The sequence below is a fragment of the Microlunatus phosphovorus NM-1 genome (assembly GCF_000270245.1).
In the GTDB taxonomy this organism is placed as follows: Bacteria; Actinomycetota; Actinomycetes; order Propionibacteriales; family Propionibacteriaceae; genus Microlunatus; species Microlunatus phosphovorus.
The window spans coordinates 5240725-5263581 of the sequence record NC_015635.1 but is presented as its reverse complement, the minus strand read 5'-3'; the positions used below and the strand labels follow the sequence as shown (position 1 = coordinate 5263581).

The following is a 22857-nucleotide window of genomic DNA, read 5'->3' as shown; positions in this document are numbered from 1 at the left end:
GGCGACACGCCGTGGTGAGGGGTTTGAGGCGCTGTTTTGTCACCGGTTGCGGCTCTCACCAACGTGGCACGAAGTCCTAGGGTGAGCGAGTGAGTTTCGAGGGCATCCCTGTTGCGGCGCTGGACTTCTATGACGATCTGGAGCAAGACAACTCGAAGACCTTCTGGCAGGCGCACAAGTCGGTCTATGACGAGGCTGTGCAGCGGCCGATGAGTGACCTGATGGATCAGGTGGCTGCCGACTTCGGTGAGCCGAAGCTGTTCCGGCCCTATCGTGACGTCCGGTTCTCCAAAGACAAGACGCCGTACAAGACGCATCAAGGCGTGTTCGTGGCCGCCTTTCCCGGCGGTGGTTGGTACGTACACGTCGACGCGGCCGGCGTGTTGGTGGGTGCGGGCTGGTACGCCGCAGATGCGAAAGCGCTGGCCGCCATCCGACACCACGTGGACCTTGATGGTGAACGACTGCGGGGACTGATCGCGGAGTTGGAACGCGACGGCTGGGAGATATCCGGCGATCGGCTCCGGACCACACCTCGTGGTTGGTCCGCCGACCATCCGCATCTGGATCTGCTGCGGCACAAGACGATGTTCGCGAGCCGACGCTATGACAACGACCCGGTCGTGCACACCGCTGAGTTCGCTGACCGGCTGCGTACGGACTGGACCGCCGCCCGTCCGCTCGTCGAATGGGTCGCCGCCGCGGTAGCCGACGGGTAACCGAGTCCGACTTGTCAGACGGAGGGGGTCGCTGGAGCGACCCTGCAGTCTGACAAGTCGGAGTCAGCAGTCGACCGCGCGATTTGCCCGGAGGCTCCGAAGTCCCCTACCGTGGCCCGAGCTTCGTGTCCGTTTCGTTATCAAACACGCAGTCCACTTCCCTTCGCGACTGCCGTCGTTATGGACCGGTGACCGAAGTGCCAGGGCCGGCGCTGACCAGCGTGGGTGAAAGCGAGCGAAGGGAACGGCATGACGACCCCAGACGTGACGATCACAGGCAGCTCCGCGTCAGGACCCACATCGGAACCGGCCGGACCAGAACCGATCGCGTCAGTACCGGCGACCTCCGGTCGAACCGCAGCCTGGGTACCCATCGCGCTGCGTCGGCTGATCGGCGTCGTCGCAGCAGTCGCCCTGGTCGTCGGCATGTCGTTCGGCGCGGCCAAGCCGGCCGAGGCCAAGGGCAACGTCTGGAACCGCGTCGCCAAGTGCGAGAGCGGCGGTCGCTGGAAGATCAACACCGGCAACGGCTACTACGGCGGATTGCAGTTCTCGGCCAGCACCTGGCGCGCGTACGGCGGCAAGAAGTACGGCAAGCAGGCGCACAAGGCGAGCAAAGCCGAGCAGATCGCCATCGCCCGTCGGGTGCTCGCTGGCCAGGGACCTGGTGCCTGGGGCGGTTGCGCTCGCAAGGCGGGGCTGACCAAGAAGACCGGCAAGGCCAACCGGCACGCGAAACCGGCGTTGACCAAGGCACAGAAGAAGGCCAAAGCCGCCAAGATCAAGAAGCTGAAGGCCACCAAGGTCGCCACCGTCACCAAGAAGACCCATTCGCTGAAGGAGCTCGCGAAGCGTTATTACGTCAAGGGCGGGTGGCAGGCGGTCTACCGGCTCAACGTCGGCAAGGTCGTCAAGCGGCCCAAGGCGCACATCAAGCACGGCACCAAGATCCGGCTGCGCTAGCCGATCGTTCGTGGCCCGGCGGCGCGAGACGTCCTTGTGCTCGCCGTGGGCGGTTCGGCATGGGCGGTGGGCGTTGTTGGCCCGGCGGCGCGAAGCGCTCCGCGCGCAGCTTGGCGACAAGTTGGCGTCAAGGTGACGGCAGGGTGACCAGTCCGTTACGAACCTGATGGCGCTCAGCACCGCTCAACGGGCTTAGCCTTGGCCCATGGCTCGGGTGATGGCCGTCTCGTTCACGAGATATGGCCGCCTCTACTACCTCGATGCCGGCGATGAGGCCTATACCGTCGGCGAGAAGGTGCTGGTGCCCACCGAGTCCGGGCCGGAGGTGGCCGAGTGCGTCTGGGCCCCGGAATACGTCTCCGATGTGGACTTCGGTGAGTTGCCGCGCTGCGCAGGACGTGCCGAGCAGGCACAGCTCGACCGGGACGCGGCGAACCGCCAGCGCCGGGCTGAGGCGAAGGTCGTCGCCAAGCGGCTGATCAAGCGGCACGACTTGCCGATGAAGGTGATGGGCGTCGACTACCTCGACCACGGGAAAGACTTCGACGAGTTGATCTTCATCTACTTCACGGCTCCGCATCGGGTCGACTTCCGCGGACTGGTCAGCGACCTGGCTCGCGCGCTGAGAGCCCGGATCGACCTGCGCCAGATCGGCTCCCGCGACGGGGCGAAGCTGGTCGGCGGGCTCGGCTCGTGTGGTCGGGAGCTGTGCTGCGCCACGTTCCTCACCGGGTTCGAGCCGGTCAGTCTGCGCATGGCGAAACTGCAGGACCTGCCCGCCAACCCGCTGCGCATCTCAGGTGCCTGCGGCCGGCTGATGTGCTGCCTGAAGTTCGAGCACCCGCTCTACCTGGACTTCGCCCAGTCAGCCCCCGCGGTGGGCAGCCAGGTCAGCACGCCGGCCGGCGACGGCACGGTGATCGCCCACCAAGTGCCGGCGGATGCCGTTGTCGTACGGGTGAAGGGCGCCGGCGTGCAGGTCTGCGCCAAGGCGGATGTGTGCCCCTCACGCGCTGCGTACAACCAACGCAGTCCGCGCAATGCACAAGCTGCTGGCTGAGCACCCGACATCGGTGACGAGCCAGCAGCCGACTCGCGGTCAGCCCACCTATAGTCAGAGGAATGCCGCCCCGAAGTCGCCGACAACGTGTCGTTGTCGTGGTGGCGCTGGTGTCCGTCCTGGCGGTGATCCTGGGCTCGGCGCTCCTCCCGTACGTCAGCAGAACCGCTGCGCCTGACCCAGCGCAGACCGAGGCGCCCATCGAGTCGTCGACGGCATCGGCGATCCGACCGGGGGCTTCGCGGTCCGAGGCAGGGCGCCCGATCCTGCCGATCACCGACGTACAGCCGCGCGGCTTCACCAACCCACCGCCCGGGCATGGCAAGCAGCGCTATCTCGATCAGCGGATCGCCTGGTCGGACTGCGGCGACAAGGGCCTGCAATGCGCGGTGGTGAAGGCGCCGCTGGACTACGCCGAACCGGACGGGCAGGCCATCACGCTGGCGCTGGCCAAGCGGGCGGCCAGTGAGCAGCCTCGGGTCGGTACGTTGTTCCTCAATCCGGGTGGCCCGGGGGCGTCGGGGGTCGACTTGGTGGCCCGGTTCGACGCGAAAGGGCTGGAGCGCTACGACCTCATCGGTTGGGATCCGCGCGGCACCGGTGCGTCGACACCGGTCGTCTGTGCCAATGGCAAGGCGATGGACGCGTATACCTCCGTCGACATCTCGCCCGACGATGCGGCCGAGGAGGCCGGGCTGGAGCAATCCCAGCTCGACTTCGGTCGCGGCTGCCTCGATCGGTCGGGTGCCTTGCTGGCCCACATCTCCACCGTCGAGACGGTGCATGATCTCGATCTGCTGCGACAGCTGACGGGCGAGGATCGGCTGAACTATCTCGGCTTCTCCTACGGCACCAAGATAGGCGCCTACTATGCCGAGCTCTATCCGCAGCAGGTAGGCCGAGTGGCCCTGGACGGCGCCGTCAATCTCACTGATGACAAGCGCATCAGCCAGCTGGATGGTTTCGAGCGGGCGCTCAACAGCTTCGCCGCCTGGTGTGCAGAACACGAGTGCAAGCTCGGCGATACCAAGGCGGCGGTGCTCGATTCGATCCGAGACTTGCTGCGCGGCCTGGACGACAAGCCGATCGACGGTGGTCGGGCTGAGCTCACCCAGCAACTGGGGCTGACCGGGATCTTGGCTGTGCTGTACGAGAACGAGGAGGGCTGGCGCTATCTGGAGCGAGCCCTGGAGATGGCCATCGATGATCGTGATGGCCGCTATCTGCTGTATTTCGCCGACGTCTACAACGAGCGTGGCAAGAACGGTCAGTACGGCCAGCTGCAGTTCTCCTTCGAGGCCATCCGCTGCCTCGACTCCCCGGAGGACAGCGTGGCGAAGGCGTGGCGAGAGGCGGACGCCAAAGCGAAGCGCGCGCCGGTCCTGGGGCCGTTCGCCGGCGCGGATCTGAGCTGTCCGTTGTGGCCGGTTGCGTCGGCGCCCAAGCTGTCGAGGATCACCGGTGAGGGAACTGCGCCGGTCCTGGTCATCGGCACGACCGGGGACCCGGCGACGCCGTACGAGTACGCCGAGCGGATGGCTGACCAGCTCGAGTCCGGTCAGCTGCTGACCCTAAGAGGTGAGGGGCATCTTGCCTACAGCCAGAGTCCCTGCATCCGTCGTTATGTCCAGGCCTATCTGCTGACTGGCGCGATGCCGACCGCGGGAACTCGCTGCTGACCAGGTGTGATGCAACCGCTCGGGAGCGGGCTGGGCCATTGGGGTGAACCGAGAGCCCGGGGAACAAGCCGCCCGGGCCCTCAGTTCTGGGTGGAACACCTTGGCTGTCGGGCGAGCACTCCGGCTGTCGGGAGAGGGAGGGTGCTGAGCCCGAATCAGAATGCGTTGAGTCTCGTCTTTGAAGCTGTGATCCACCTGAGGACCGGCGGTGAACTTGGTGAGGATGCAGGCGGTCGGGTCGGCGCTCCCATGAGGCGACGAGTCCGAGTGTCATCATGCAGGTCGCCCGTCTCGCCGTGTCGCGGTGGCGCGAGGTTGCTCGCTATAGTTGGCGCTCGCGTGTCCGCTGCGGCGTACGCGCTTGCCGCCTTAGCTCAGTGGTAGAGCAACGCACTCGTAATGCGTAGGTCTGGGGTTCAAATCCCCAAGGCGGCTCCCAGCATCAGCCCTGGTCACGAGCCAGATGCCGTCCCGGCCGCACCGTCTTCATCATCGTCCGAGGGGTCGCGTGTCCCCGAAATGTCCCCGAGACGTGCCGCTGCGTCCCACAGGTTGCGGTCGATCAGGTGCCCGTAGAGGTCCATCGTCATCGCCGCCGAGGCGTGTCCCAGCACCCGCTGCACCACCTTCGGATCGGCACCCGAGCCCAGCCACATCGACGCCGCCGTGTGCCGCAGATCGTGGACGCGCAGCTGCGACCGGCCAATCGCCGTGGTCGCTTCGGACCACCGCACGGATCGCTTCCAGTTCGTCTCGCGGAGCGGGCCGCCCTCCGGGGCTGAGAACAGCCATTCGTCCGACGCCTTGCCCTCAGCCCAGCGCTGCACGATCGGCACGACCGCGGCGACCAGAGGCACCGTCCTGGCACGCCGGTTCTTCAAGGTGTCGACGTAGAGCGCGCCACCGCCGTTGCTCGCCAGCACCGTCCGCGACAGGCGCAGCCCAGGCCCAGGCACCGCCACCCGGTCACCGACCTGCAGGCCGGCCAACTCGCCCCAGCGCAGGCCCTGCAGCCCGAGCACCAGGACCAGCTCGCCGTACCGACCGTGGCACGCCTCCGCGAGAGCGGCCAACTCCTCGACGCTCAGCATCTGACCCTCGCGTCGAGCCTGACCACCGGTGGGCGGCTTCACGAGTGCAGCAGGATTCACCGCGATGCGCCCATCTGCGACGGCGTACGACAGCAGAGACCGCAACGTCGCCAACGCCCGCGTCACCGTCGAGCGGGCCAGCCCTCGGGCCATGAGGTCGCCCAGCCAGGACGACACGTCCGCAGCCGTGATCGAGGAGACGGGCCGATGCTCCCAACGCGGGCGGATGTAGTTCCGCCACACGCCCCGGTCACTCTCCAACGTGCGCCGCTTCACCGTCGTACGCGATGCCAGCCAGTCCTCAGCCACGGTCCCCAGCGGGACTCGGCCGCGACGCGGGTCCAGCCACTCGCCGCTGCGCAGACGCCGGTACTGATCCTGCTCCCAGGCCACAGCGTCACGTTTCCGGGAGAAGACCCGCGAGGCGACCGCACGACCGTGCGACTTCACCCGAGCGCGGTAGCGAACCTCACCCGACGCGGTCGTGTACCGGTGGATGCTCATGCTGCGGGTTCTCGGTTCTGAGCCATCCAAGCCGCGAGTTCGGCCTCGTCCCACACGAGACGCCGACCGACCCTGATCGCGGGGGCGAAGCGGCCCTCTTGCCGCAACCAGCGCACCGTCGCCACCGGCACCCGCAACGCCTTGGCGACCTCCTCAACCGTCAGGTACACCTTCATGATCATGCTCGCTTTCTCTGCGTGGTTGGGTTCTCGGCCTCCCCCGGCTGATCTAGGAGGGTGGTCTTCGGCCTGGACGTCAAGGGCACTTCGTGTCCTGCGGATTCGCTGCGCTCACCCTTGACCCCCACACCTACGACCACTGAGCGGCTGGTCATCCGGGGGAGGCCGAGGTGTGGTCCCTGCCAGCAGCTTCTGTCGTCGCCACGGTCACGGCGGGGGACCGGTATCTGCCGAACTGTTGTCCACAAGGTCTGCTGCTTCCTTGGCGGCTTGGTACTGCGCACGCCAGCACTGCTGTTCGGCGATAGCGGCCAAGACCAACGTCACGTATGTGGTCGCGTCAGGCCGGGTGTCGGTCCACACGAACCGAGGTTTGCCGTCCTTCGCCAGCACGGTTGCCGCCATCCGTTCAATCTCGGGAGCGAGCATCCCCGCCGCTTCCAAGGCTTCCCGGACCACGGTGGCGCGGTCGGCGCGATGCTCAGACAAGGTCTTGCCGGACCACTGCCGGGAGACCAGGACGCGGCGGCCGCCAAGCCCGAGATGGTCGCGATCATGCGCCTTCCCACCACAACGCCCGGCGACCAGCCCGGGTCCGGCATCCAACGGTTGGATGCCGTAGCGGAGCCAGTTGGCGCACCGCTCACCACACGGCAGGAACTGCAGCTCGTCGTGCAGCCGGTCGATGTGCGCCAGGTAGCGGGGATCGGGTGGCAGGTCGTCATCGTCGCTCGGCGCATAGGCGTCGGCGATGGACTTGGTGAGGTACTTCGTCAGATACCGGATCGCCCGGTCCGCATCCTTGGACGGGGCAATGATCCCCGCCAGGTCGTACTGCGCACCGAACCGCGCCACGTGTGCCGGGGTGTCGGGGTCGGCCTGGTCGAGGGCTTCCTGCCAGGTCGGGAGCAGCTCGCCGGTGTCGGGATCGCAGTAGTCGTGCCCGTCCCAGCACGGTTTGCGGTGCACGTAGACGGGCTCGTCGAAGGCGGGCCACCACACCTGCAGGTAGGTGGCCTCAACGACCTGTTTGATCACCTTGCGGGGGATGGTGCCCCGGATCGCGGCGTGCAGATGCGGCGCGAGCCGGTGCTGCGGTTCGACGGCGGCGAAGTACTGCACCCGATACCCGGCGACCCGGCGCAGGTTCTGCCAGAACCGGTCCACCAGCCGCGGAAACACCACCGCATCCAACGCGGCACGCCGGTAGTCGTAGGTGTCCGGGTCGAGCGGCGCACCAGCCCGCACCGCACCGTAGGAGGGCAACGTCAGGGTGAGGAACATCGACGGCCGATACTCGCGACCCTGAGGCGAGGTGTAGGTCCGTCCGATGGTGCGGTCCTCGACGGGCACCCGTGGCAGGTCCGGCGCATCCGAGCGTCGCTTGGTCGAGCGTGCTCGCCGTGACCCTGCCTCACCGCTACTGCTGTCGTCCTCGTCCTCCTGGTCGACGCCGTCGCCAGCGTCCGGGTCGTGGTCGCAGGCCCTCTCGGGTTCGGTGTCGCGGTGCCAGCCTTCGGCGCACTGTTGGATGCGGAGCCGTCGAGCCTTTGCGGCGCAGGCTGGGCAGACCCGTTCGCGGGTGGAGCCGCAGGGGATCGCCACCTGGGTGTCTGTGCCGGTGTCGCGGTCCAGGACGCGCCGGATCAGCGGCCGGCCGCACACACCCTGGGAGGCGGCGACCTCACGGGCCATCTCGCCGGTGACCAGGGCCAGCGGGTTCGCCAGCAGCAGTGGATCAGCCACGGTGACGGTCCTCGGCGGCCTGCTCGGCGAGTTGGATGCGCAGCAGGAGTGCATGCCAGGCGAGCTGGTCGATCACCGCGAGCGCTGTCACATCGGTGGGCTGGCTCTGGCAGTACTCCCGCAGGTGGTTCAGTGCGCGGTCGTCGTCGAGGAAGAACTCGTAGCAGTGGTCGAGCAGCTCGACCAGGTCAGCGACGGCCCGCCCGGACAACAGCACAGTCTCCGGAGGCTCCTCGGTGATGGCATCGGAGGTGGTGGGGTTGGTCATGATCGGCTCCTTGCGGTTCGACTCCGCGACCTGGGCGCGGGATCAGGTTCGGGTTCGGGCAGGCGGATCGGGATTTGGAGGGGTGCGCGGAAGTGGACGGCGAGGGCGCGGATCATGTCGTCGGGCACGAACGCGCAGCGGACGCGGGTGACGTCGCCGTCCTCGGTCAGCGCGTAGCCGACACCGGGTGTGGTGCGGGGAATCTTGTGACACAGCGCCCCGGCCGCGACCGCACCATCGGAGAGGACCATGGCGACCTCTTCGCGTTCGCGGAGGCGGAGGGCGATGGTCTGGGTGAACATGTGCCGCTGCGGCACAGTGTCCTTGCGGGGGTCCTGCAGGAAGCCCCACACCACGAACCCCGGAGCCCGACCCAGCCCGAGCAGCGCGCGAAGGGCTTTGTCAGCCCGCTGGAACAGGTCGCGCTGGTTCGACAGGTACGAGGTCAGCATCGCCAGCTCATCGACCAAGATCACGACGAGCGGCGCGGCCGTCGACGGCGTGTGCGACCGAGCGTGCCCCGCGAGCATGGCGGCGCGGGCGGTCATGGCCTGGACGGCGTCCTCGAGCAAGATCACGGCTTGCTCGGGGGTGGTGGCGTAGCGGGTGAACAGCCGGGTGCCGAGCCCGAGCTCCATCCCGCCTTTCAGGTCGACGCCGTGGACCTGCACCAAGCCGGACCGGATGGCGGGGGCGAGGTTCAGCAGCAGCATCCACATCGCCGACGCCTTACCGGACCCGGTGCACCCGGCCGTGAGGGTGGAGACGGGGATCGGGAGCCGCCACGGCTGCCCGTCCTCGGTGACACCCATGTCCGCGGTCTGGATGGCTGCTGCCAGGTTCGGCGAAGGGAATCTGGCCTCCACCACCGCCGCCAAGGGATCGGCGAACAGGAACCGGACCGTGCAGCCCGTATGGGTGGGGTTGGGGACGATCCGGACCTGCCGGGAGCCGACCGTCACCCGGAGCCGTTCGGAGACGCTCACTACGTCCTCGACGGTCTGGCCGACCATCAGCTGCGGCACGACGACCAGCACGTCGGGGTCCTCCCACCGGCTCCGGGCCAGGGTCGGGACGCGCAGCTCGGTGCCGTCCTTGCCGATCACCCGACGACCGAGCCCGCACGCTTCCATTAGCGCGGGCCACTTGCGGCGCACCGAGCGGCGAATCTTGCGCCGCCACGCCGGGTGCACGATCCGTTGCAGGTAGGAGGTCGGCCAGCACCTGGCCCACAGCGCAGGCACCAGAGCGATCATCACCAGACCACCCAGCAGGAGCCAGGTCTGATGGAGGTAGCCATAGACCGTGGCACCCGTCCAGACCAGGGCGCGGCCGGGTGCGCGGATCAGGAACCGGAGCGCGCCGCCGATCCACCACCAGACCTCGCCGAGCCCGAGCCGCAGACCACGAAGAGTCCAGCCGAGACCGGTCGCCACGGCACGGCTCCACGAGGCGACCGCCGTGATCATGCTGCTGGCCGACCCCGACGGCGGGCAGGGCCGAGAGCGATCACGTCCTCACGGCGGAACATCAGCCGGTGCCGGCTGTCCTTGTCCGCGACCAGCTCGTGGGCACGTCGCCACTCCCCGTTCTTCAACGTCGTGACCGCCACCCCGCTCAGCTCGGAGGCTTCCTCCACACTCAGCCACTCCGAGACCTGATCCGGAGGCTCACCCGGCAGCCGCTGAGTCGGTTCCTCCCGCCCTGGCGACTCTTCCTCGATCGGGTCCTGCCAGCCGAGCCCGAGAGCGCTGTAGCGGCGCTGCAACACATCAGGGCTGTCCTCCCCGCACCGCCACACCTGATCAGTGGCAGCCAGAAGCGCTGCGCGGGCGTCCATCACCGCCGTGGCCAGGGCGTCCAACGGCTCCACATCACAGGCCAGCAGCGACAACCCGCCCGGGCATCGCAGCACCACGTACGGGCCACTGGTGGCTGTGCAGGCGTCCACCGTGTACCGGCTCGACCGCCGCAGATGCAGCAACGACCGCAGCACCGACTCCTCGCCGTACATGGTCAGGCCGCCTTGCTGTCGGTCGCCCGCTGCTGACGAGGTGCGGCCATGCCCGACGCTCGCAGTGAGTACGCGATCTTGACCCGCTGCTGCTGGGTCCTGCGGTCGGTGCCCATCTCCTTCAGATACGGGGTCACGGTCAGCCCCTCCAACACCACCGGACGGACCGGGCTCCCCGCCACCACCGGCGGCATCACCGGCTCGGTATCGGCGCTGATCTTGACCTTGAACGACCGCTCACGAGCCTCCGGGTCGAAATCGATCACGTCGACCACCCACACCGGCAGACCCGTGTCCTTGTCCCGCGACTGAACCTTGTTCTCCCGCGTCGACGCGTCGAAGTCCGACAACTCCGCGACAATGCCGACCACACCCAGCCCGTGCGGGAACAGCTCCTCGCACGCCACCTTGAACGGTCCCTGAACAGCCATCACGTCCTCCTTCTTGTCAGTGGGCTAGCCTGCCTAGCCAACTTTGGACGTGATGAAGATAACACTAGGTTGGCTAGTCATGTCAAGCATTTGGCCAACTGGTCTAGCGGACCTAGCCAGGTGCCATAGAGTTGGCCCGTGACTGGCCTAGACCCCGACGACCCACGACCCCCGTACATCCAGGTCGCCAACGTTCTCCGCGCGGCGATCCTCACGCGCAAGCTGGAGCCCGGGGAGAAGCTGCCGTCGCAGGCAGACCTGGCCGAGCGCTACGGCGTCGCGAGGATGACCATCCAGCAGTCTCTGCGGCTGCTTCGCGAGGAGAAGCTGATCGTCTCGCGGCAGGGGAGTGGCGTGTTCGTGCGCGAGCGCACCGCGCGCCCGGTCGGTCTGCGTCCCCATATCGAGGCCGCGTTCGAGAAGCCAGATGTGCAGATCGACTTCTCGGGCTACACGGCCGAGACGCTCCACACCGCGATTCAGGAACCGCTCGACAAGATTCGCAACGGGCTGCTCACCCCGGAGACGATCCACGTTCGACTCCTGCTGTCGGACATGTCCGTGCCGATGGCGATCCCGTCGCGAGCCGGCGACGACCCCGGCGACGACCCGCGCGTGCGAGCCCGGATGGAGCGCACCGCCACCCGCTACGCAGGAGGCATCGCCGAGTCGGTGTCCGAACTCGCGCAGCTGCAACTCGTCCAGCGTGCAGGGGTCGAGGTGAAGGTCCACTCGTCAGCGCCGCTGTTCAAGCTCTATCTGATCAACGGCTCCGACCTGTTCTTCGGCTTCTACCCGGTGCGTGAACACGAGGTCACCCTCGATGGCGACCAGGTCGCCATCTTCGACCCCATGGGCAAGGACACCGAACTGTTCCACCACACCAGCGGGGAGCCCGACAGCATCGGCACGCTCTACCTCAGCGAGGCTGCAAAGTGGTTCGACAGCATCTGGACGACCATCGCCCGCCCGTGGCAACCGTGACCGCCAATCAGCGCCTGGTCGATGTGCTCGCCGCGACCAGGCCGGTCCTTCTCGACTTCGACGGACCCGTCACCCACCTATTCATCAACGGCCGGAACCGCATGGTGGCCGACCGGATGCGCGAAGCGATCCCGAAGGACTTCCAGCCCCCGCCCGACGTGTGGGACACATACGACCCGCTGATCGTCCTCCGCTGGACAGGCTCCAACACGCCGCGCTCCGTTCAGGAGGCCGTCGATGCCGCCTCCGTGGAGGGCGAAGTAGACGCCGCACATCAGACGGAGCCCACGCCCGGATCGGTCGAGTTCCTCCGCGCCTGCAAACAGGTTGGCCGTCCGGTCGTCATGGTCAGCAACAACGCAGAGCAAGCAATCCGCGCCTACCTTGACCGATTCGACATTGCGGACCTCGTGAGAGCGGTTATTGCGAGGACACCAGGACGACCTGACCTGATGAAGCCGCATCCGGATTCGATCAATCGTGCCCTGGCGGTCCTCGACGCTGAACCGAGCGCCTGCTGCATGGTCGGAGACTCAGTCACCGATATCAGGGTCTGCACTACGACGGGGGTCCACTCCATCGGCTTTGCCAAGAACCCGAAGCGTGGCCAAGAGCTTGCCGGCGCTGGCGCTGAAGCGCTAGTTGACTCGATGGTCAGTTTGGCGAACGCGTTGATCACCGTCTAGCGCTGTCACAACCAGAACCCAGGGTTTGCTTGCCCTCTATCGTCTCTCGTGATCTCCAGGTTGATTTCTGTGCTCACTCTCCAGGGCCCAATCCGCGAATCGCTCCGCTACACACACCGACGCGGATAGCCAACCGTCAAACGAGATCTTGTCTTCTGTCCATACATCGAGGAGACGCACCTTCTTGGCGCGACTTCCGGTCGTCTCACGGTGTTCGATTTCTGCTATCTCCACCAGTATCTGGAACGCGCTAGTTCTGTCGAGTGGCGCGATCGCTTCCGCTGCGGCGTTCAGAATCTTAGGACTCTTCAATACAAGTTCAATTGCGGCTGTACCAACTCCATGCACACCAGCAACATTTATAAGCCGGTGCCCGCTTTCTAGAGCGGTGCGCGTCAGAAAATTGGGCATACTCGTTATTAGTAGCAAGTCCGAATCTAGAAGACCTGTCCGTGAGTCTACCCTTGGTATAAGACGCCGCTCGGTTCCGTCGGGTAGGCTCTGGATTATTGGCCAATTAGGTCTGTCCACACGACCGTGGCCTGCTAGAAATCTTCCGCAGATCGCTTGCACGTCGGACGGATCTTCGTGCCACCGGTAGGCGAGGTCAATTGTTTCCCCGTGGTGCTTAAGTCCGGGACCATTCGACGGTCGCCGGTAGTCAAAGGCGAGTTGGACGATAGGTTCTACTTCTGGCGAGCCAATGGTGACCAGATTCTGGGCTAGATCAACATCGAGTTGATCAACTTCTTCGAGCCAGCCGTGTCGACGAGCGTGCGTCAAGAGCGGGCCGGCAATCGCTGCGAACGCAGCCGTATCGTCTGGGTGCGGGTTATCTAGTTGAAGGAGTGGATGCTTAGTGGAAGGGAGACGATAGTAGAAGCTTGACTCAGATCCCACACCTAGAATTTTCTTTAAAGCTCGTCGCTGTTTCCACGACTCATACCGCGACGGTACCGCTCGTCCCGCCCTTGTTCCTAGTGCCTTTGCAAGTGGAACCAGAATCTTTCCGGCGTCTGGGCCCAGAACTGCAGCGCCGCCTATTGCGCTAAGCATCGCCACGCTGCGGAGGGGAGTTGAGGTCTAGTTCCATGCCCGTTCCGAATCTGGGCCCAAACTTCTGACGCGCCCGTTCCATGGCCAAGACTACTGCCTCGAAGCGCTCCAAATCTTTGGCAACAATCATCGGAGGTATAACACGTGCATCTTGAGTCATCACAACATCGTTGAATACCTTGGCAAATGCAGGACCGGTCACACGGTCTCCGTCAAGATTTCCGACCACTGCATCGGTATATGTCGCCATGAGTATTCCCACAGCATCCCACGTGTACTGAGGTCGCCAAGTGACGCAAGCAGAAAGACTTCCGGCAATCACGTACGGGGTGACTGGGTTGCCTCCAATGGATAGGCAACTCCAGCCCGGCAATTCACCTATGAGGGTGCTGAATGATCCGCGATCTTTCGACTTGAAGCCAGTTATCGCCAACGACGGTTCTTCGAGCGTGTCTGGAAGGCATGAAGTAAGCACAATGTCACCATCACTCGACCCGTTCGTGGGCCCCATCATGAGTGAGTTGTTGACAAGCGTGAAGGCGTGAACCGGATTGACCACCACTGCGCTCTCAACCGACAAACTGCCTGTATCGTCGGCCAAGAGCATCAAGGCGGAGACACAGTGACCCGTTCGAATCATCATCCATTGCGTAGACCCGTCGAGGGGGTCCAGCACAATGATTCGGCTGCCCGGAGCGACGGTCGGTGGGCTCTTGAGAATCTTCTCCTCGCCCACGATGTGTTCAACGGCAAGTTGAGCGCTCGCTACGTGGTTGTTCATTACGGAAGCGAACTTATGATGCGCGTCGTAGTCGGCCTCGACCGGCGTATCACCGGGATGTAGTTCGCCTTCCTGGAGCACAACCCGCGCCCAGCCGCGCGAAGTCTCCAGATGTTGAAGGGTCTTCATCGCAGCTAGGCGCATGGCCGATGCGCCGACCTTCGCTATGGATGCGTCCCATGACCTCGAATGTGAACTGGCTGCCACAGACGTGACGCTAGCGAAGATTGTTCGGCTCGGGGCTCAATCCGCGGAACTTGCCGCCATCACTTTGGAGGCATTGCTCGTTGCGGTCACCTGCTGTCCGAACTTCTGAACGAGGTCCAGTCGGCGCTGGTTAGCCTCTTCGACGCGAGCTGCAAAGGCTGGGTCGTTGAACTGGCGGTCGGTGTACGCCACGATCGCATCTCTGATCACTTGGGCGACGTTCGATCCATCGAGTTCGGCCAGCAGACGGAGATGCTCAAGCTGCTCATCGTCCAAGCGGACGCTCGTAAGCTGTGAAGCCATTACTACTCCTTTGACGTTCGTGTTCGGGTAGCCTGACATCTAAGATGTCAGTAGGTCGTCGAACGGTACCACCGTTGCCGAATCGTTACCAAACCCTAGAGCGTCTCGTCACAGTGTGGTCCGACCGCGCGGCGCACGGACCGCGGTGCCGGCGCTGCCGACTACGGGGGCTGCTACCGGTACGGCTATCGAATGACCGGGACCCGCTCCGCGGAACCGCTACAAGACACGTGGACCCGCTCCGTGTCCCGCTCCGTGTCCCGCTCCGTGTCTTGAGTCAGTGTCTTGAGTCAGGCTCTGCTGAATTGACCTCTTATGGATCAAGACGGCTCGCTTCGCTCGCCGACGCTGCGGTCCGTGTCCTCGCTCGCTGGCGCTCGCTGCGGGCCGGTCCTCGCTTTCACGGGTTCAGACATGCCCAACATGCCGCCATGATTTTCAGCCCAGAGGACGAGAGACCGCCCCTGACGATCGCCTCGCGCTTCGAGCCGAGTGCCGAGAGCAGGAGGGGCGAATCAGTCCGATGTTTCAGCCGGGGCAGCAATCTGGACTCGCATTGTCGGCAGGAGCAGACCTGGCAGACCCAGGCGAACCGTCATGTCCGCCACTAAGGCCCTGACGTATGGGTAGAGCGCTAGCCGAGCAGTGGTGTGGGTGAAGGCAGCCACCTCGGCCTCTTCGTAGGTCCCAGCCCCGGTCTCTCCGTCAGGCAACTCATACAGGGCGCCTACGTTCAGACTGACTTCAGCGATGTCCTTGCGATTACCGCCGTCGTCCTCGAGCTCCTGGAAAATGCGGACTTCGTACTCGCCGTCAATTACAAAGGTCGGCTCGTCGTCCACGTTTGCGCTGAGGTTCTCGTCTATCTCCCACGACAGGGGCACGTCGGCTGTCGGGAAGGCAGCAAAGTCGGCGTGAATCCGAAACGTTCGAATGTCCTGCAGGCTTGCATGCCCAGCGACTCGTGCGCCCACGTGTAGCAAGTCGCTGCTAACGTGCATTAGCCGCTACCTTGCGGTGGCCCTCTAGCCGCCTGTAGGCGTCGAGATCGACGACCTCCGCGCCCTTGTAGGGCGGCGCGACATTGCCGAGAGTGCATGGGGTGGCGCTGGGACGCCACCCCTTCCACAAGCCCGCGGGCGCCCACGCCCCGTCTTCATCCCTGGCGTGAATCCGCATCGAGATGCACGCATCGACAGCCCGAGCGTACCGATGCATGGTCGAGAGACGCGGATCCGTGTCCTCGTTCTCGAAGCCAGAGACCGTCGGCTGCTTCACGCCCATCCGTCGGGCAACCTGAGACTGCGACAGCCCCAGCGCCTTCCGACGACTGACGAGCTCGGCAACGATTGCGCGCCGCGCCTCATAGTCCTCGTGTCCCGCACGCAGTTCAGGATCAGCCAGCCGCTCGTTCAAGTAGGCGCTGAACGACCCGCTCGTCGACGTCATCTTTGAGACTCCCCAGTCACATTCGATCCACACGACTAGAGCCGCGTGGTGGAGATTATCGGTTCGAACCGATACTAGTAGTTTCTTAAGAACCTGCAAGTCAATAGATCAGACTGGATCAACCGTCAGCCTTGATCGAAGGGTACTGACGTGCCTGAGCGCATCCGCTTGCGAGCCGTCTCGCCTTCCTTCTTCGGCAGCTGCTGCTGGTTCTTATAGAAGGCGCTAAGAGCGATGCACAAGCGACCTTCGATGGCGAAGAGCACCCGGAAGTGATTGTTGCCCTCGCGCACTCGCAACTCGTGGAGACCGCGACCAAGGCTGTCGTACTCGTGCCTCGCATGCGTCTGTGAGAGCCACCTGCTCATGATGCCCAAGAACTCACCCTGGATGCCCACAGGAAGCTTCTCGAACTCCTTCTTCGCAGCTGCGCGTCCGTCCGCTCGCGAAGACCACCAACGCCAATCTTCGTAGCCCTGGTGCTGTTTCGCCATCGGCTCCGTCCGTCGTCTTCACGCTCACTGCCTGGAAGTGGCACAGAGATTAACGCACCCCTGCCGCATACTTCCCGCAGTACAGAAAATCGGGTGCGCGGACGCCGCACGCACCTCGATCATCGTGCTACTTGCGTCCGCTCTTGTTCTTGGTCGGATCGACGTTCACCCACGTGACGCCAGGTCGAGGACCCGGCGGCAAGCGGTGACCCTTCGGCACGGTCACCTCGGGGCCACCACCAACAGGCCTGTACTGCCCAGACGTAGGAGCCGGGGTTCCCGGCTTATTGCCCTTCGCCATTTCTCCACCCCCTAACCGAGCATCACCAAGACTCTCGGGACTGCCCATGGCGTCGGGCGGCCCGAGTCCGCTAGAGTCGTCAGTGCGCTCGCAACGCATTCAGACCCCGCGAAGGTTGACCCCTTGACGGGGTCTTTGTCTGCTCTGGCACCTACTATATCGGTTCTATCCGATATCGGTCAAGACCTATAGTTCTAGGCGCGGGTGGATTGCCCAAAGGGTCGAAGGGCAGGAGCAGGTCACGGCCTGCCCCCCGTCCTCACCACCCGCCACGTCACCGACCCGCCCCGCATCGACTCGCACTTGTGCATCAATGCCCTGCGCAGCTATCGGGCGACTGAGGCGGCAGCGGCGACGATGTCTGTGTCCCCGACATGTCCCCGTCGATCCAGCGATACCCATCGCGACACCTGGAGGAACAACAGGATCGACGCCGTGGCACGCCTATCCATCGCCAGCCATCAGTCGCAGGACTCGCTCGTAATGCGTAGGTCTGGGGTTCAAATCCCCAAGGCGGCTCCACCAAAAGCCCTAGTCAGCACCACTTTTACTATCGGCACCATCGACTTCATCCGCTGAAGGTGCGGCTTCGGCAGCCAAACTGGCAGCCACGACCTCCGAGGCCCCGCCGAGCAGCAGCTGCATCCGGTCCGCTGCCTCACGCGACAAGCCCGCCGACACATGCGTGTACGTGTTCAGCGTGATCGAGATCTGAGAGTGCCCCAGCACCTCCATCACCACTCGCGCCGGCACCCCCTGAGCCAGCATCAGCGACGCCGCCGTATGCCGCAGATCATGCAGCCGAATCCGACGAAGACCCACGCGCTCGACGATCAGCTGGAAGTCGCGGTAGTCGTTGCGCGGGTGGATCGGCGTCCCGACCTCCGTGGAGAACACCAGACCCCAGTCCTCCCAGAACTCCCCAGCCTTGACCCTGCTCTCGGCCTGCCGCACCTGGAGCAACCGCAGGGCGTCCACGGTGACCTGGGGGAGCGGGACCGTCCGCCGAGACCGCGCCGTCTTCGGCGGCACCAACTGCAACCCATTGCCCGGCTGGTACTGCAGAGCCTGACGCACCCGCGCCGTCCCCTCGACCAGGTCGACGTCCTGCCACGCCAAGCCCAGCACCTCGCCCTGCCGCATCCCCGACATCACCCCCAGCAGCCACCGGGCCTCGAACCGCGACCCGGCTACGGCAGCCAAGAGCTGGCGTGTCTCTTCCTCGCTGTACGGCTGCACCTCCAGCCGCGACAACGACGGCGGATCAACCGCCGTGACCGGGTTCCACCCCACCAACTGCCACCGCACCGCCACCGTCAACGCCCGCCGCAGCAACGCATGCAGCCGCCGCACACTCCCCGCCGAAATGCGCGTCAACTGATCCTGGTAGAACGCCGAGATCTGGTCCGGCCGTAGCTTGTCCAGCGGCACCTTCCCCAACGCCGGCCCTATGTAGAGCCGGACCTCCTGGCGATACCGATGCACCGTGTTCGGCCGCACCGTCGCCGGAGCCACCTCCGTCAGATACCGCTCCAACCAGACACCCAATGTCGGAGCCCGCCCGGGTCGCAGCCGACCCTCCTCAGCCTCCAGCGCCAGCCGACGAATCGCACCCGTCACCTCAACCTTGGTACGGCCCCGGACATACCGCCGACGCCGCTTCCCGCCATGCCAACCAAGATCAACAACACCCCGCCACGACCCATCATCCAGCCGGTAGATCGATCCTTCACCGGCAGCGCGCCGACCACTCATGTCGCAGGAGTTGCCGACTCCACGAACCGGAGGATCGAGGCCCGCGACACCCGACGGGAGCGCCCGATCTTGATCGACGCCAACTGCTCGGCATAGATCAGCTCGTAGACCCGATTCCGGCTCACACTCAACATCTCCGCCGTCTCCCTAACGGTGAACAGCATCTTCTCCATCGAACTCGCCTCTCTGCGTGGTTGGGTTCTCGGCCTCCCCCGACTTCGGAGAATGTGCTCTCCGGTCCACTCGTCAAGGGCACTTCGTGTCCTACGGATTCGCTCCGCTTCACCCTTGACGACCGAACCTCCGACCACAGGCGGCTGGTCATCGGGGGAGGCCAAGGAATGGGCCCTGCCAGCGCGCTTGGTGCGGGTCACTGCCTGTCAGCTCACGGTGGCGCTGCTGAACGGTTGTCCACAGGCGCCGCTGCTGCTTCCTTGGCGGCCTGGTACTCCGTCCGCCAACGCCGTTGTTCGGCGACAGCGGCCAAGACCAGGCGAATGTAGGTGGCCGCGTCGGGTCGAGTGTCGGTCCACACGAACCGAGGTTTGCCGTCCTTCGCCAGGACCGTGGCGGCCATGCGTTCGATCTCCGGACCGAGCATCCCCGCCGCTTCCAGGGCTTCGCGGACGACGGTCGCCCGGTCGGCGCGATGCTCGGCCAGGGTCTTCCCGGACCACTGCCGGGAGACGAGGACACGGCGGCCGCCAAGCCCGAGATGGTCCCAGTCATGGGCCTTCCCGCCACACCGACCAGCGATAAGACCAGGTCCGGCATCCATCGGTTGGATGCCGTAGCGGAGCCAGTTCGCGCACCGCTCACCACAGGGCAGGTACTGCAGCTCGGCATGCAGCCGGTCGATGTGCGCGGCGTAGCGGGGATCGGCCGGAGTGTCGTCGTCGGTCGGAGTGTAGGCGTCGGCGATGGACTTGGTGAGGTACTTCGTCAGATACCGGATCGCCCGGTCCGCATCGACCGACGGGGCGACGATCCCAGCCATGTCCAGCTGCTTCCCGAACCGGGCCACATGCGCAGGGGTGTCGGGGTCGACCTGGTCCAGGGCGTCCTGCCAGGTCGGCAAGAGCTGCCCGGTGTCGGGATCGCAGTAGTCGTGGCCGTCCCACCGGGGTCTGCGATACACGTAGACCGGTGTCTCGAACGACGGCCACCACACCTGAACGTAGGTCGCCCGCACCACCTGCTTGATCACCTGGCGCGGGATCGTCCCGCGGATCGCTGCGTGCAGATGCGGCGCCAACCGATGCTGCGGTTCCACGGCGGCGAAGTACTGCACCCGGTAGCCGGCGACCCGACGCAGGTTCTGCCAGAACCGGTCCACCAGCCGCGGAAACACCACCGCATCCAACGCAGCACGACGGTAGTCGTACGTGCCCGGATCAACCGGCGCACCCGCCCGTACCGCCCCATACGACGGCAGAGTGAGGGTCAAGAACATCGACGGCCGATACTCCCGACCCTCCGGAGAAACGTAGGTCCGACCCACGGTGCGGTCCTCGACCGGCACCCGAGGCAGGTCCGGTGCGTCGGAGCGTCGTCTGGTCGACCGCGCCCGCCGCGACTCTGCCTCACCGCCAGCGCAGTCGTCCTCGTCCACCTGGTCGCTGTCGCCGTCGTCCGCGTCGTGGTCGCCGGGCGTCTCGGGTTCGGTGTCGCGGTGCCAGCCTTCGGCGCACTGCTGGATCCGTAGCCGTCGAGCCTTCGCCGCACACGACGGACAAGCCCGCTCCCGGGTCGAGCCGCACGGGATCGCGACCTGCGTGTCCGTGCCGGTGTCGCGGTCCAGCACACGGCGGATCAGTGGCCGTCCGCAGACACCCTGCGCGGCGGCGACCTCGCGGGCCATTGCCCCGGTGACTAACGCGAGCGGGTCGGCCAGCCGCAGCGGATCAGCCACGGCGGTCCTCCTCGGCTTGCTCGACAAGCTGCAACCTCAGCAGCAGCGCCTGCCAGGCGAGCCGGTCGATCACCCAGGCCGGCGTGACCCCTGCGGGTGAGGTCAGGCAGTACTCCTCCAACGCGACCCGTGCGGTCTGGTGGGTGTCGAGGAAGGCGTGGCAGTGGTCCAGCAGCTCGACCAGCCCGGCCACGGCGCGACCCGAGAGCGTGACCAGGTCGGGAGTCTCCGCAGCAGCTGTGGCGGTGTGATGGGCAGTGATCATGATCGGCTCCTGGCGGTGCGGGTCCGCGACTTGGGCGCGGCATCGGGTGCGAGTTCGGGTGCGTGGATCGGGATCTGGACGGGTGCCCGGAAGTGGGCGGCGAGGGCGCGGATCATGTCGTCGGGCACGAACGCGCACCGGACTCGGGTGACGTCGCCGTCCTCGGTCAGCGCATAGCCGACACCGGGTGTCGTTCTCGGGATCTTGTGGCAGGCAGCGCCGGCCGCGACAGCACCATCACTGAGCACCATCGCGACTTCCTCGCGTTCGCGGAGGCGGAGGGCGATGGTCTGGGTGAACATGTGCCGTTGCGGGACGGTGTCCTTGCGGGGGTCCTGCAGGAACCCCCAGACCACGAACCCCGGCGCCCGACCCAAGCCCAGCAGCGCCCGCAGCGCCTTGTCAGCGCGTTGGAACAGTTCCCGCTGGTTCGACAGGTATGAGGTCAGCATCGCCAGCTCGTCAATGAGCACCAGGACCAGCGGCGCAGCCGTCGACGGGGTGTGGCTTCTCGCGTGGCCGGCCAGGGTGGCGGCCCTGGCGGTCATGGCCTGGACGGCGTCCTCGAGCAGGACCACAGCCTGGTCGGGGGTGGTGGCGTAGCGGGTGAACAGGCGAGTGCCCAGCCCGAGCTCCATCCCGCCTTTCAAGTCGACGCCGTAGACCTGGACGAGCCCGGACCGGATGGCGGGGGCGAGGTTCAGCAGCAGCATCCACATCGCCGACGCCTTGCCCGATCCGGTGCACCCGGCCGTCAACGTCGAGACCGGGATAGGAACACGCCAGGGCTGCCCGTCCTCAGTCACACCCATCTCGGCTGTTGTGATGGTGGCTGCCAGGTTCGGGGATGGGAACCTGGCCTCCACCACCGCCGCGAGCGGGTCGGCGAACAGGAACCGGACCGTGCAGCCGGTGTGGGTGTCGTTGGGGATGATCCGGATTTGCCGGGACCCGACGGTGGTCCGCAGTCGTTCCGAGACGGCGACGAGGTCCTCGACGGTCTGCCCGACCATCAGCTGCGGTGTCACCACGAGCACGTCGGGGTCCTCCCACCGGCTGCGGCCGAGCGCAGGTGTGTGGAGTTCGGTGCCGTCCTTGCCGATCACCCGCCGTCCGAGCCCGGATCGCTCCATCAACATCGGCCACGTCCGACGAAGGGAGCGGCGGATGCGACGCCGCCACGCCGGATGCACCACGAGCCGCAGGTACGAGGTCGGCCAGCACCTGGCCCACAACGCCGGCACCACAGCCACGACCAGCGCGGTCAGGAGAAGCCAGGTCTGATGGAGGTAGCCGTAGACCGTGCCAGCCGTCCAGGCCAGGGCCCGAGCTGGTGCCCGGCGCACGAACCGCAGTCCGCCGCCGATCCACCACCACACCTCGCCCAGACCGGTTCGCAGACCACGCACGATCCACCGGATCCCGGTGATCACGGACCCGCCCCAGGAGGCGACCGGGGTGGTCATGCTGCTGGCCGTCCCCGACCCCGCGGCGGGCCGAGCGCGACCACGTCCTCACGACGGAACGTGAGCCGATGCCGGCTGTCCTTGTCCGCGACCAGGCCGTGGGCACGTCGCCACTCCCCGTTCTTCAACGTCGTGACCGCCACCCCGCTCAGCTCGGAGGCTTCCTCCACACTCAGCCAGTCGGAGATCCCGTCCGGAGGCTCACCCGGCATCCGCCGGGTCGGTTCCTCCCGCCCCGGCGACTCTTCCTCGATCGGGTCACGCCAGCCGAGCCCGAGAGCGGTGTAGCGGCGCTGCAGCACGTCGGGGCTGTCCTCCCCGCACCGCCACACCTGCCCGCAGGCGGTTAGCAACGCGGCTCGGGCATCCATCACCGCGGTCGCCAACGCGTCCAACGCCGCGACGTCGCCGGTCACCAACGACAACCCTGCTGGGCACCGCAGCAGCACGAACGGCCGACCGGATCGGGCCCGTGCCTCCACCCCGAACCTGGCCGTCTCGCTCAGTTGCAGAATCGTCTGCAACGTCGCTTCGGCAGCCATGG

24 protein-coding genes and 1 tRNA gene are annotated in these 22857 nt (G+C 65.9%); 7 read left to right on the top strand and 18 right to left on the bottom strand.

Annotation, left to right across the window (positions count from 1 at the left end; all coding sequences use genetic code 11):
• Window positions 1-89 precede the first annotated feature (89 nt).
• The 5 genes from MLP_RS23880 (at window position 90) to MLP_RS23860 (ending at window position 4856) form a co-directional block, all read left to right on the top strand.
• On the top strand, window positions 90-719 hold the full coding sequence (locus MLP_RS23880) for a DUF2461 domain-containing protein (RefSeq protein ID WP_013865794.1): 630 nt from the start codon (window positions 90-92) through the stop codon (window positions 717-719).
• 249 nt (window positions 720-968) lie between these two features.
• The gene (locus tag MLP_RS29305) at window positions 969-1682 is read left to right on the top strand and encodes a transglycosylase family protein (protein ID WP_269453372.1); all 714 of its coding nucleotides are present in this window, start codon (window positions 969-971) and stop codon (window positions 1680-1682) included.
• A 205-nt stretch (window positions 1683-1887) separates the two neighbouring features.
• Window positions 1888-2742: a PSP1 domain-containing protein gene (locus MLP_RS23870; protein ID WP_013865792.1), complete on the top strand. Its 855-nt coding sequence runs from the start codon at window positions 1888-1890 to the stop codon at window positions 2740-2742.
• Window positions 2743-2804: 62 nt separating this feature from the next.
• Window positions 2805-4421, top strand: a complete 1617-nt coding sequence (locus MLP_RS23865) for an alpha/beta hydrolase (protein ID WP_083843937.1) — start codon at window positions 2805-2807, stop codon at window positions 4419-4421.
• Window positions 4422-4784: 363 nt separating this feature from the next.
• Window positions 4785-4856, top strand: a tRNA-Thr gene (locus tag MLP_RS23860).
• Window positions 4857-4873: 17 nt separating this feature from the next.
• Here the strand turns inward: MLP_RS23860 and MLP_RS23855 are convergent.
• The 7 genes from MLP_RS23855 to MLP_RS23825 all read right to left on the bottom strand — a co-directional run bounded on the left by MLP_RS23855 (window position 4874) and on the right by MLP_RS23825 (window position 10654).
• Window positions 4874-6016, bottom strand: a complete 1143-nt coding sequence (locus MLP_RS23855; RefSeq protein ID WP_013865790.1) for a tyrosine-type recombinase/integrase — start codon at window positions 6014-6016, stop codon at window positions 4874-4876.
• Window positions 6013-6198 (bottom strand): helix-turn-helix domain-containing protein, encoded by a 186-nt coding sequence (locus MLP_RS23850; RefSeq protein ID WP_013865789.1) that lies wholly within the window; start codon window positions 6196-6198, stop codon window positions 6013-6015. The genes MLP_RS23855 and MLP_RS23850 overlap by 4 nt, the downstream gene beginning before the upstream one ends.
• Window positions 6199-6402: 204 nt before the next feature.
• Window positions 6403-7941, bottom strand: a complete 1539-nt coding sequence (locus MLP_RS23845; protein WP_041790554.1) for a replication initiator — start codon at window positions 7939-7941, stop codon at window positions 6403-6405.
• A complete protein-coding gene (locus MLP_RS23840; RefSeq protein ID WP_013865787.1) occupies window positions 7934-8209 on the bottom strand; it encodes a hypothetical protein in 276 nt (91 codons plus the stop codon). The genes MLP_RS23845 and MLP_RS23840 overlap by 8 nt, the downstream gene beginning before the upstream one ends.
• A complete protein-coding gene (locus MLP_RS23835) occupies window positions 8206-9678 on the bottom strand; it encodes an FtsK/SpoIIIE domain-containing protein (protein ID WP_013865786.1) in 1473 nt (490 codons plus the stop codon). Before MLP_RS23835 ends, MLP_RS23840 begins: the two co-directional genes overlap by 4 nt.
• Window positions 9675-10223, bottom strand: coding sequence for a helix-turn-helix domain-containing protein (locus tag MLP_RS23830; protein ID WP_013865785.1), 549 nt, complete (start codon window positions 10221-10223; stop codon window positions 9675-9677). The genes MLP_RS23835 and MLP_RS23830 overlap by 4 nt, the downstream gene beginning before the upstream one ends.
• A 2-nt stretch (window positions 10224-10225) precedes the next feature.
• The gene (locus tag MLP_RS23825; protein WP_013865784.1) at window positions 10226-10654 is read right to left on the bottom strand and encodes a hypothetical protein; all 429 of its coding nucleotides are present in this window, start codon (window positions 10652-10654) and stop codon (window positions 10226-10228) included.
• 138 nt (window positions 10655-10792) lie between these two features.
• Between MLP_RS23825 and MLP_RS23820 the strand changes: the two genes are divergently transcribed.
• Together MLP_RS23820 and MLP_RS26845 are read left to right on the top strand one after the other, a co-directional pair.
• Window positions 10793-11638: a GntR family transcriptional regulator gene (locus tag MLP_RS23820; protein WP_013865783.1), complete on the top strand. Its 846-nt coding sequence runs from the start codon at window positions 10793-10795 to the stop codon at window positions 11636-11638.
• Window positions 11626-12324 (top strand): HAD family hydrolase, encoded by a 699-nt coding sequence (locus tag MLP_RS26845; RefSeq protein ID WP_013865782.1) that lies wholly within the window; start codon window positions 11626-11628, stop codon window positions 12322-12324. Before MLP_RS23820 ends, MLP_RS26845 begins: the two co-directional genes overlap by 13 nt.
• A gap of 1048 nt (window positions 12325-13372) precedes the next feature.
• Here MLP_RS26845 and MLP_RS23810 read toward each other — a convergent pair.
• From MLP_RS23810 to MLP_RS23765, 11 genes are all read right to left on the bottom strand, one after another.
• On the bottom strand, window positions 13373-14368 hold the full coding sequence (locus tag MLP_RS23810) for a hypothetical protein (RefSeq protein WP_156821285.1): 996 nt from the start codon (window positions 14366-14368) through the stop codon (window positions 13373-13375).
• A 36-nt stretch (window positions 14369-14404) separates the two neighbouring features.
• Entirely contained in the window at window positions 14405-14644 is a 240-nt protein-coding gene (locus MLP_RS23805; protein ID WP_013865780.1) for a hypothetical protein, read from the bottom strand.
• 542 nt (window positions 14645-15186) lie between these two features.
• Window positions 15187-15645: a hypothetical protein gene (locus MLP_RS23800; RefSeq protein ID WP_156821284.1), complete on the bottom strand. Its 459-nt coding sequence runs from the start codon at window positions 15643-15645 to the stop codon at window positions 15187-15189.
• Window positions 15646-15661: 16 nt separating this feature from the next.
• Entirely contained in the window at window positions 15662-16120 is a 459-nt protein-coding gene (locus MLP_RS27080) for a helix-turn-helix domain-containing protein (protein WP_013865778.1), read from the bottom strand.
• A 125-nt stretch (window positions 16121-16245) separates the two neighbouring features.
• Window positions 16246-16614: a type II toxin-antitoxin system RelE/ParE family toxin gene (locus MLP_RS23790; protein WP_013865777.1), complete on the bottom strand. Its 369-nt coding sequence runs from the start codon at window positions 16612-16614 to the stop codon at window positions 16246-16248.
• A gap of 832 nt (window positions 16615-17446) precedes the next feature.
• On the bottom strand, window positions 17447-18535 hold the full coding sequence (locus MLP_RS23785; protein ID WP_172641627.1) for a tyrosine-type recombinase/integrase: 1089 nt from the start codon (window positions 18533-18535) through the stop codon (window positions 17447-17449).
• Between the two features lie 131 nt (window positions 18536-18666).
• Window positions 18667-18843, bottom strand: a complete 177-nt coding sequence (locus tag MLP_RS27685) for a helix-turn-helix domain-containing protein (RefSeq protein WP_013865774.1) — start codon at window positions 18841-18843, stop codon at window positions 18667-18669.
• A 212-nt stretch (window positions 18844-19055) separates the two neighbouring features.
• Window positions 19056-20582: a replication initiator gene (locus tag MLP_RS23780; RefSeq protein WP_013865773.1), complete on the bottom strand. Its 1527-nt coding sequence runs from the start codon at window positions 20580-20582 to the stop codon at window positions 19056-19058.
• Window positions 20575-20847 (bottom strand): hypothetical protein, encoded by a 273-nt coding sequence (locus MLP_RS23775; RefSeq protein WP_013865772.1) that lies wholly within the window; start codon window positions 20845-20847, stop codon window positions 20575-20577. The genes MLP_RS23780 and MLP_RS23775 overlap by 8 nt, the downstream gene beginning before the upstream one ends.
• On the bottom strand, window positions 20844-22313 hold the full coding sequence (locus tag MLP_RS26840) for an FtsK/SpoIIIE domain-containing protein (protein WP_013865771.1): 1470 nt from the start codon (window positions 22311-22313) through the stop codon (window positions 20844-20846). The genes MLP_RS23775 and MLP_RS26840 overlap by 4 nt, the downstream gene beginning before the upstream one ends.
• Window positions 22310-22855 carry a helix-turn-helix domain-containing protein gene (locus tag MLP_RS23765; protein WP_013865770.1) on the bottom strand — a complete coding sequence of 182 codons (546 nt, stop codon included), beginning with the start codon at window positions 22853-22855 and terminating at the stop codon, window positions 22310-22312. The genes MLP_RS26840 and MLP_RS23765 overlap by 4 nt, the downstream gene beginning before the upstream one ends.
• Window positions 22856-22857: the final 2 nt, after the last annotated feature.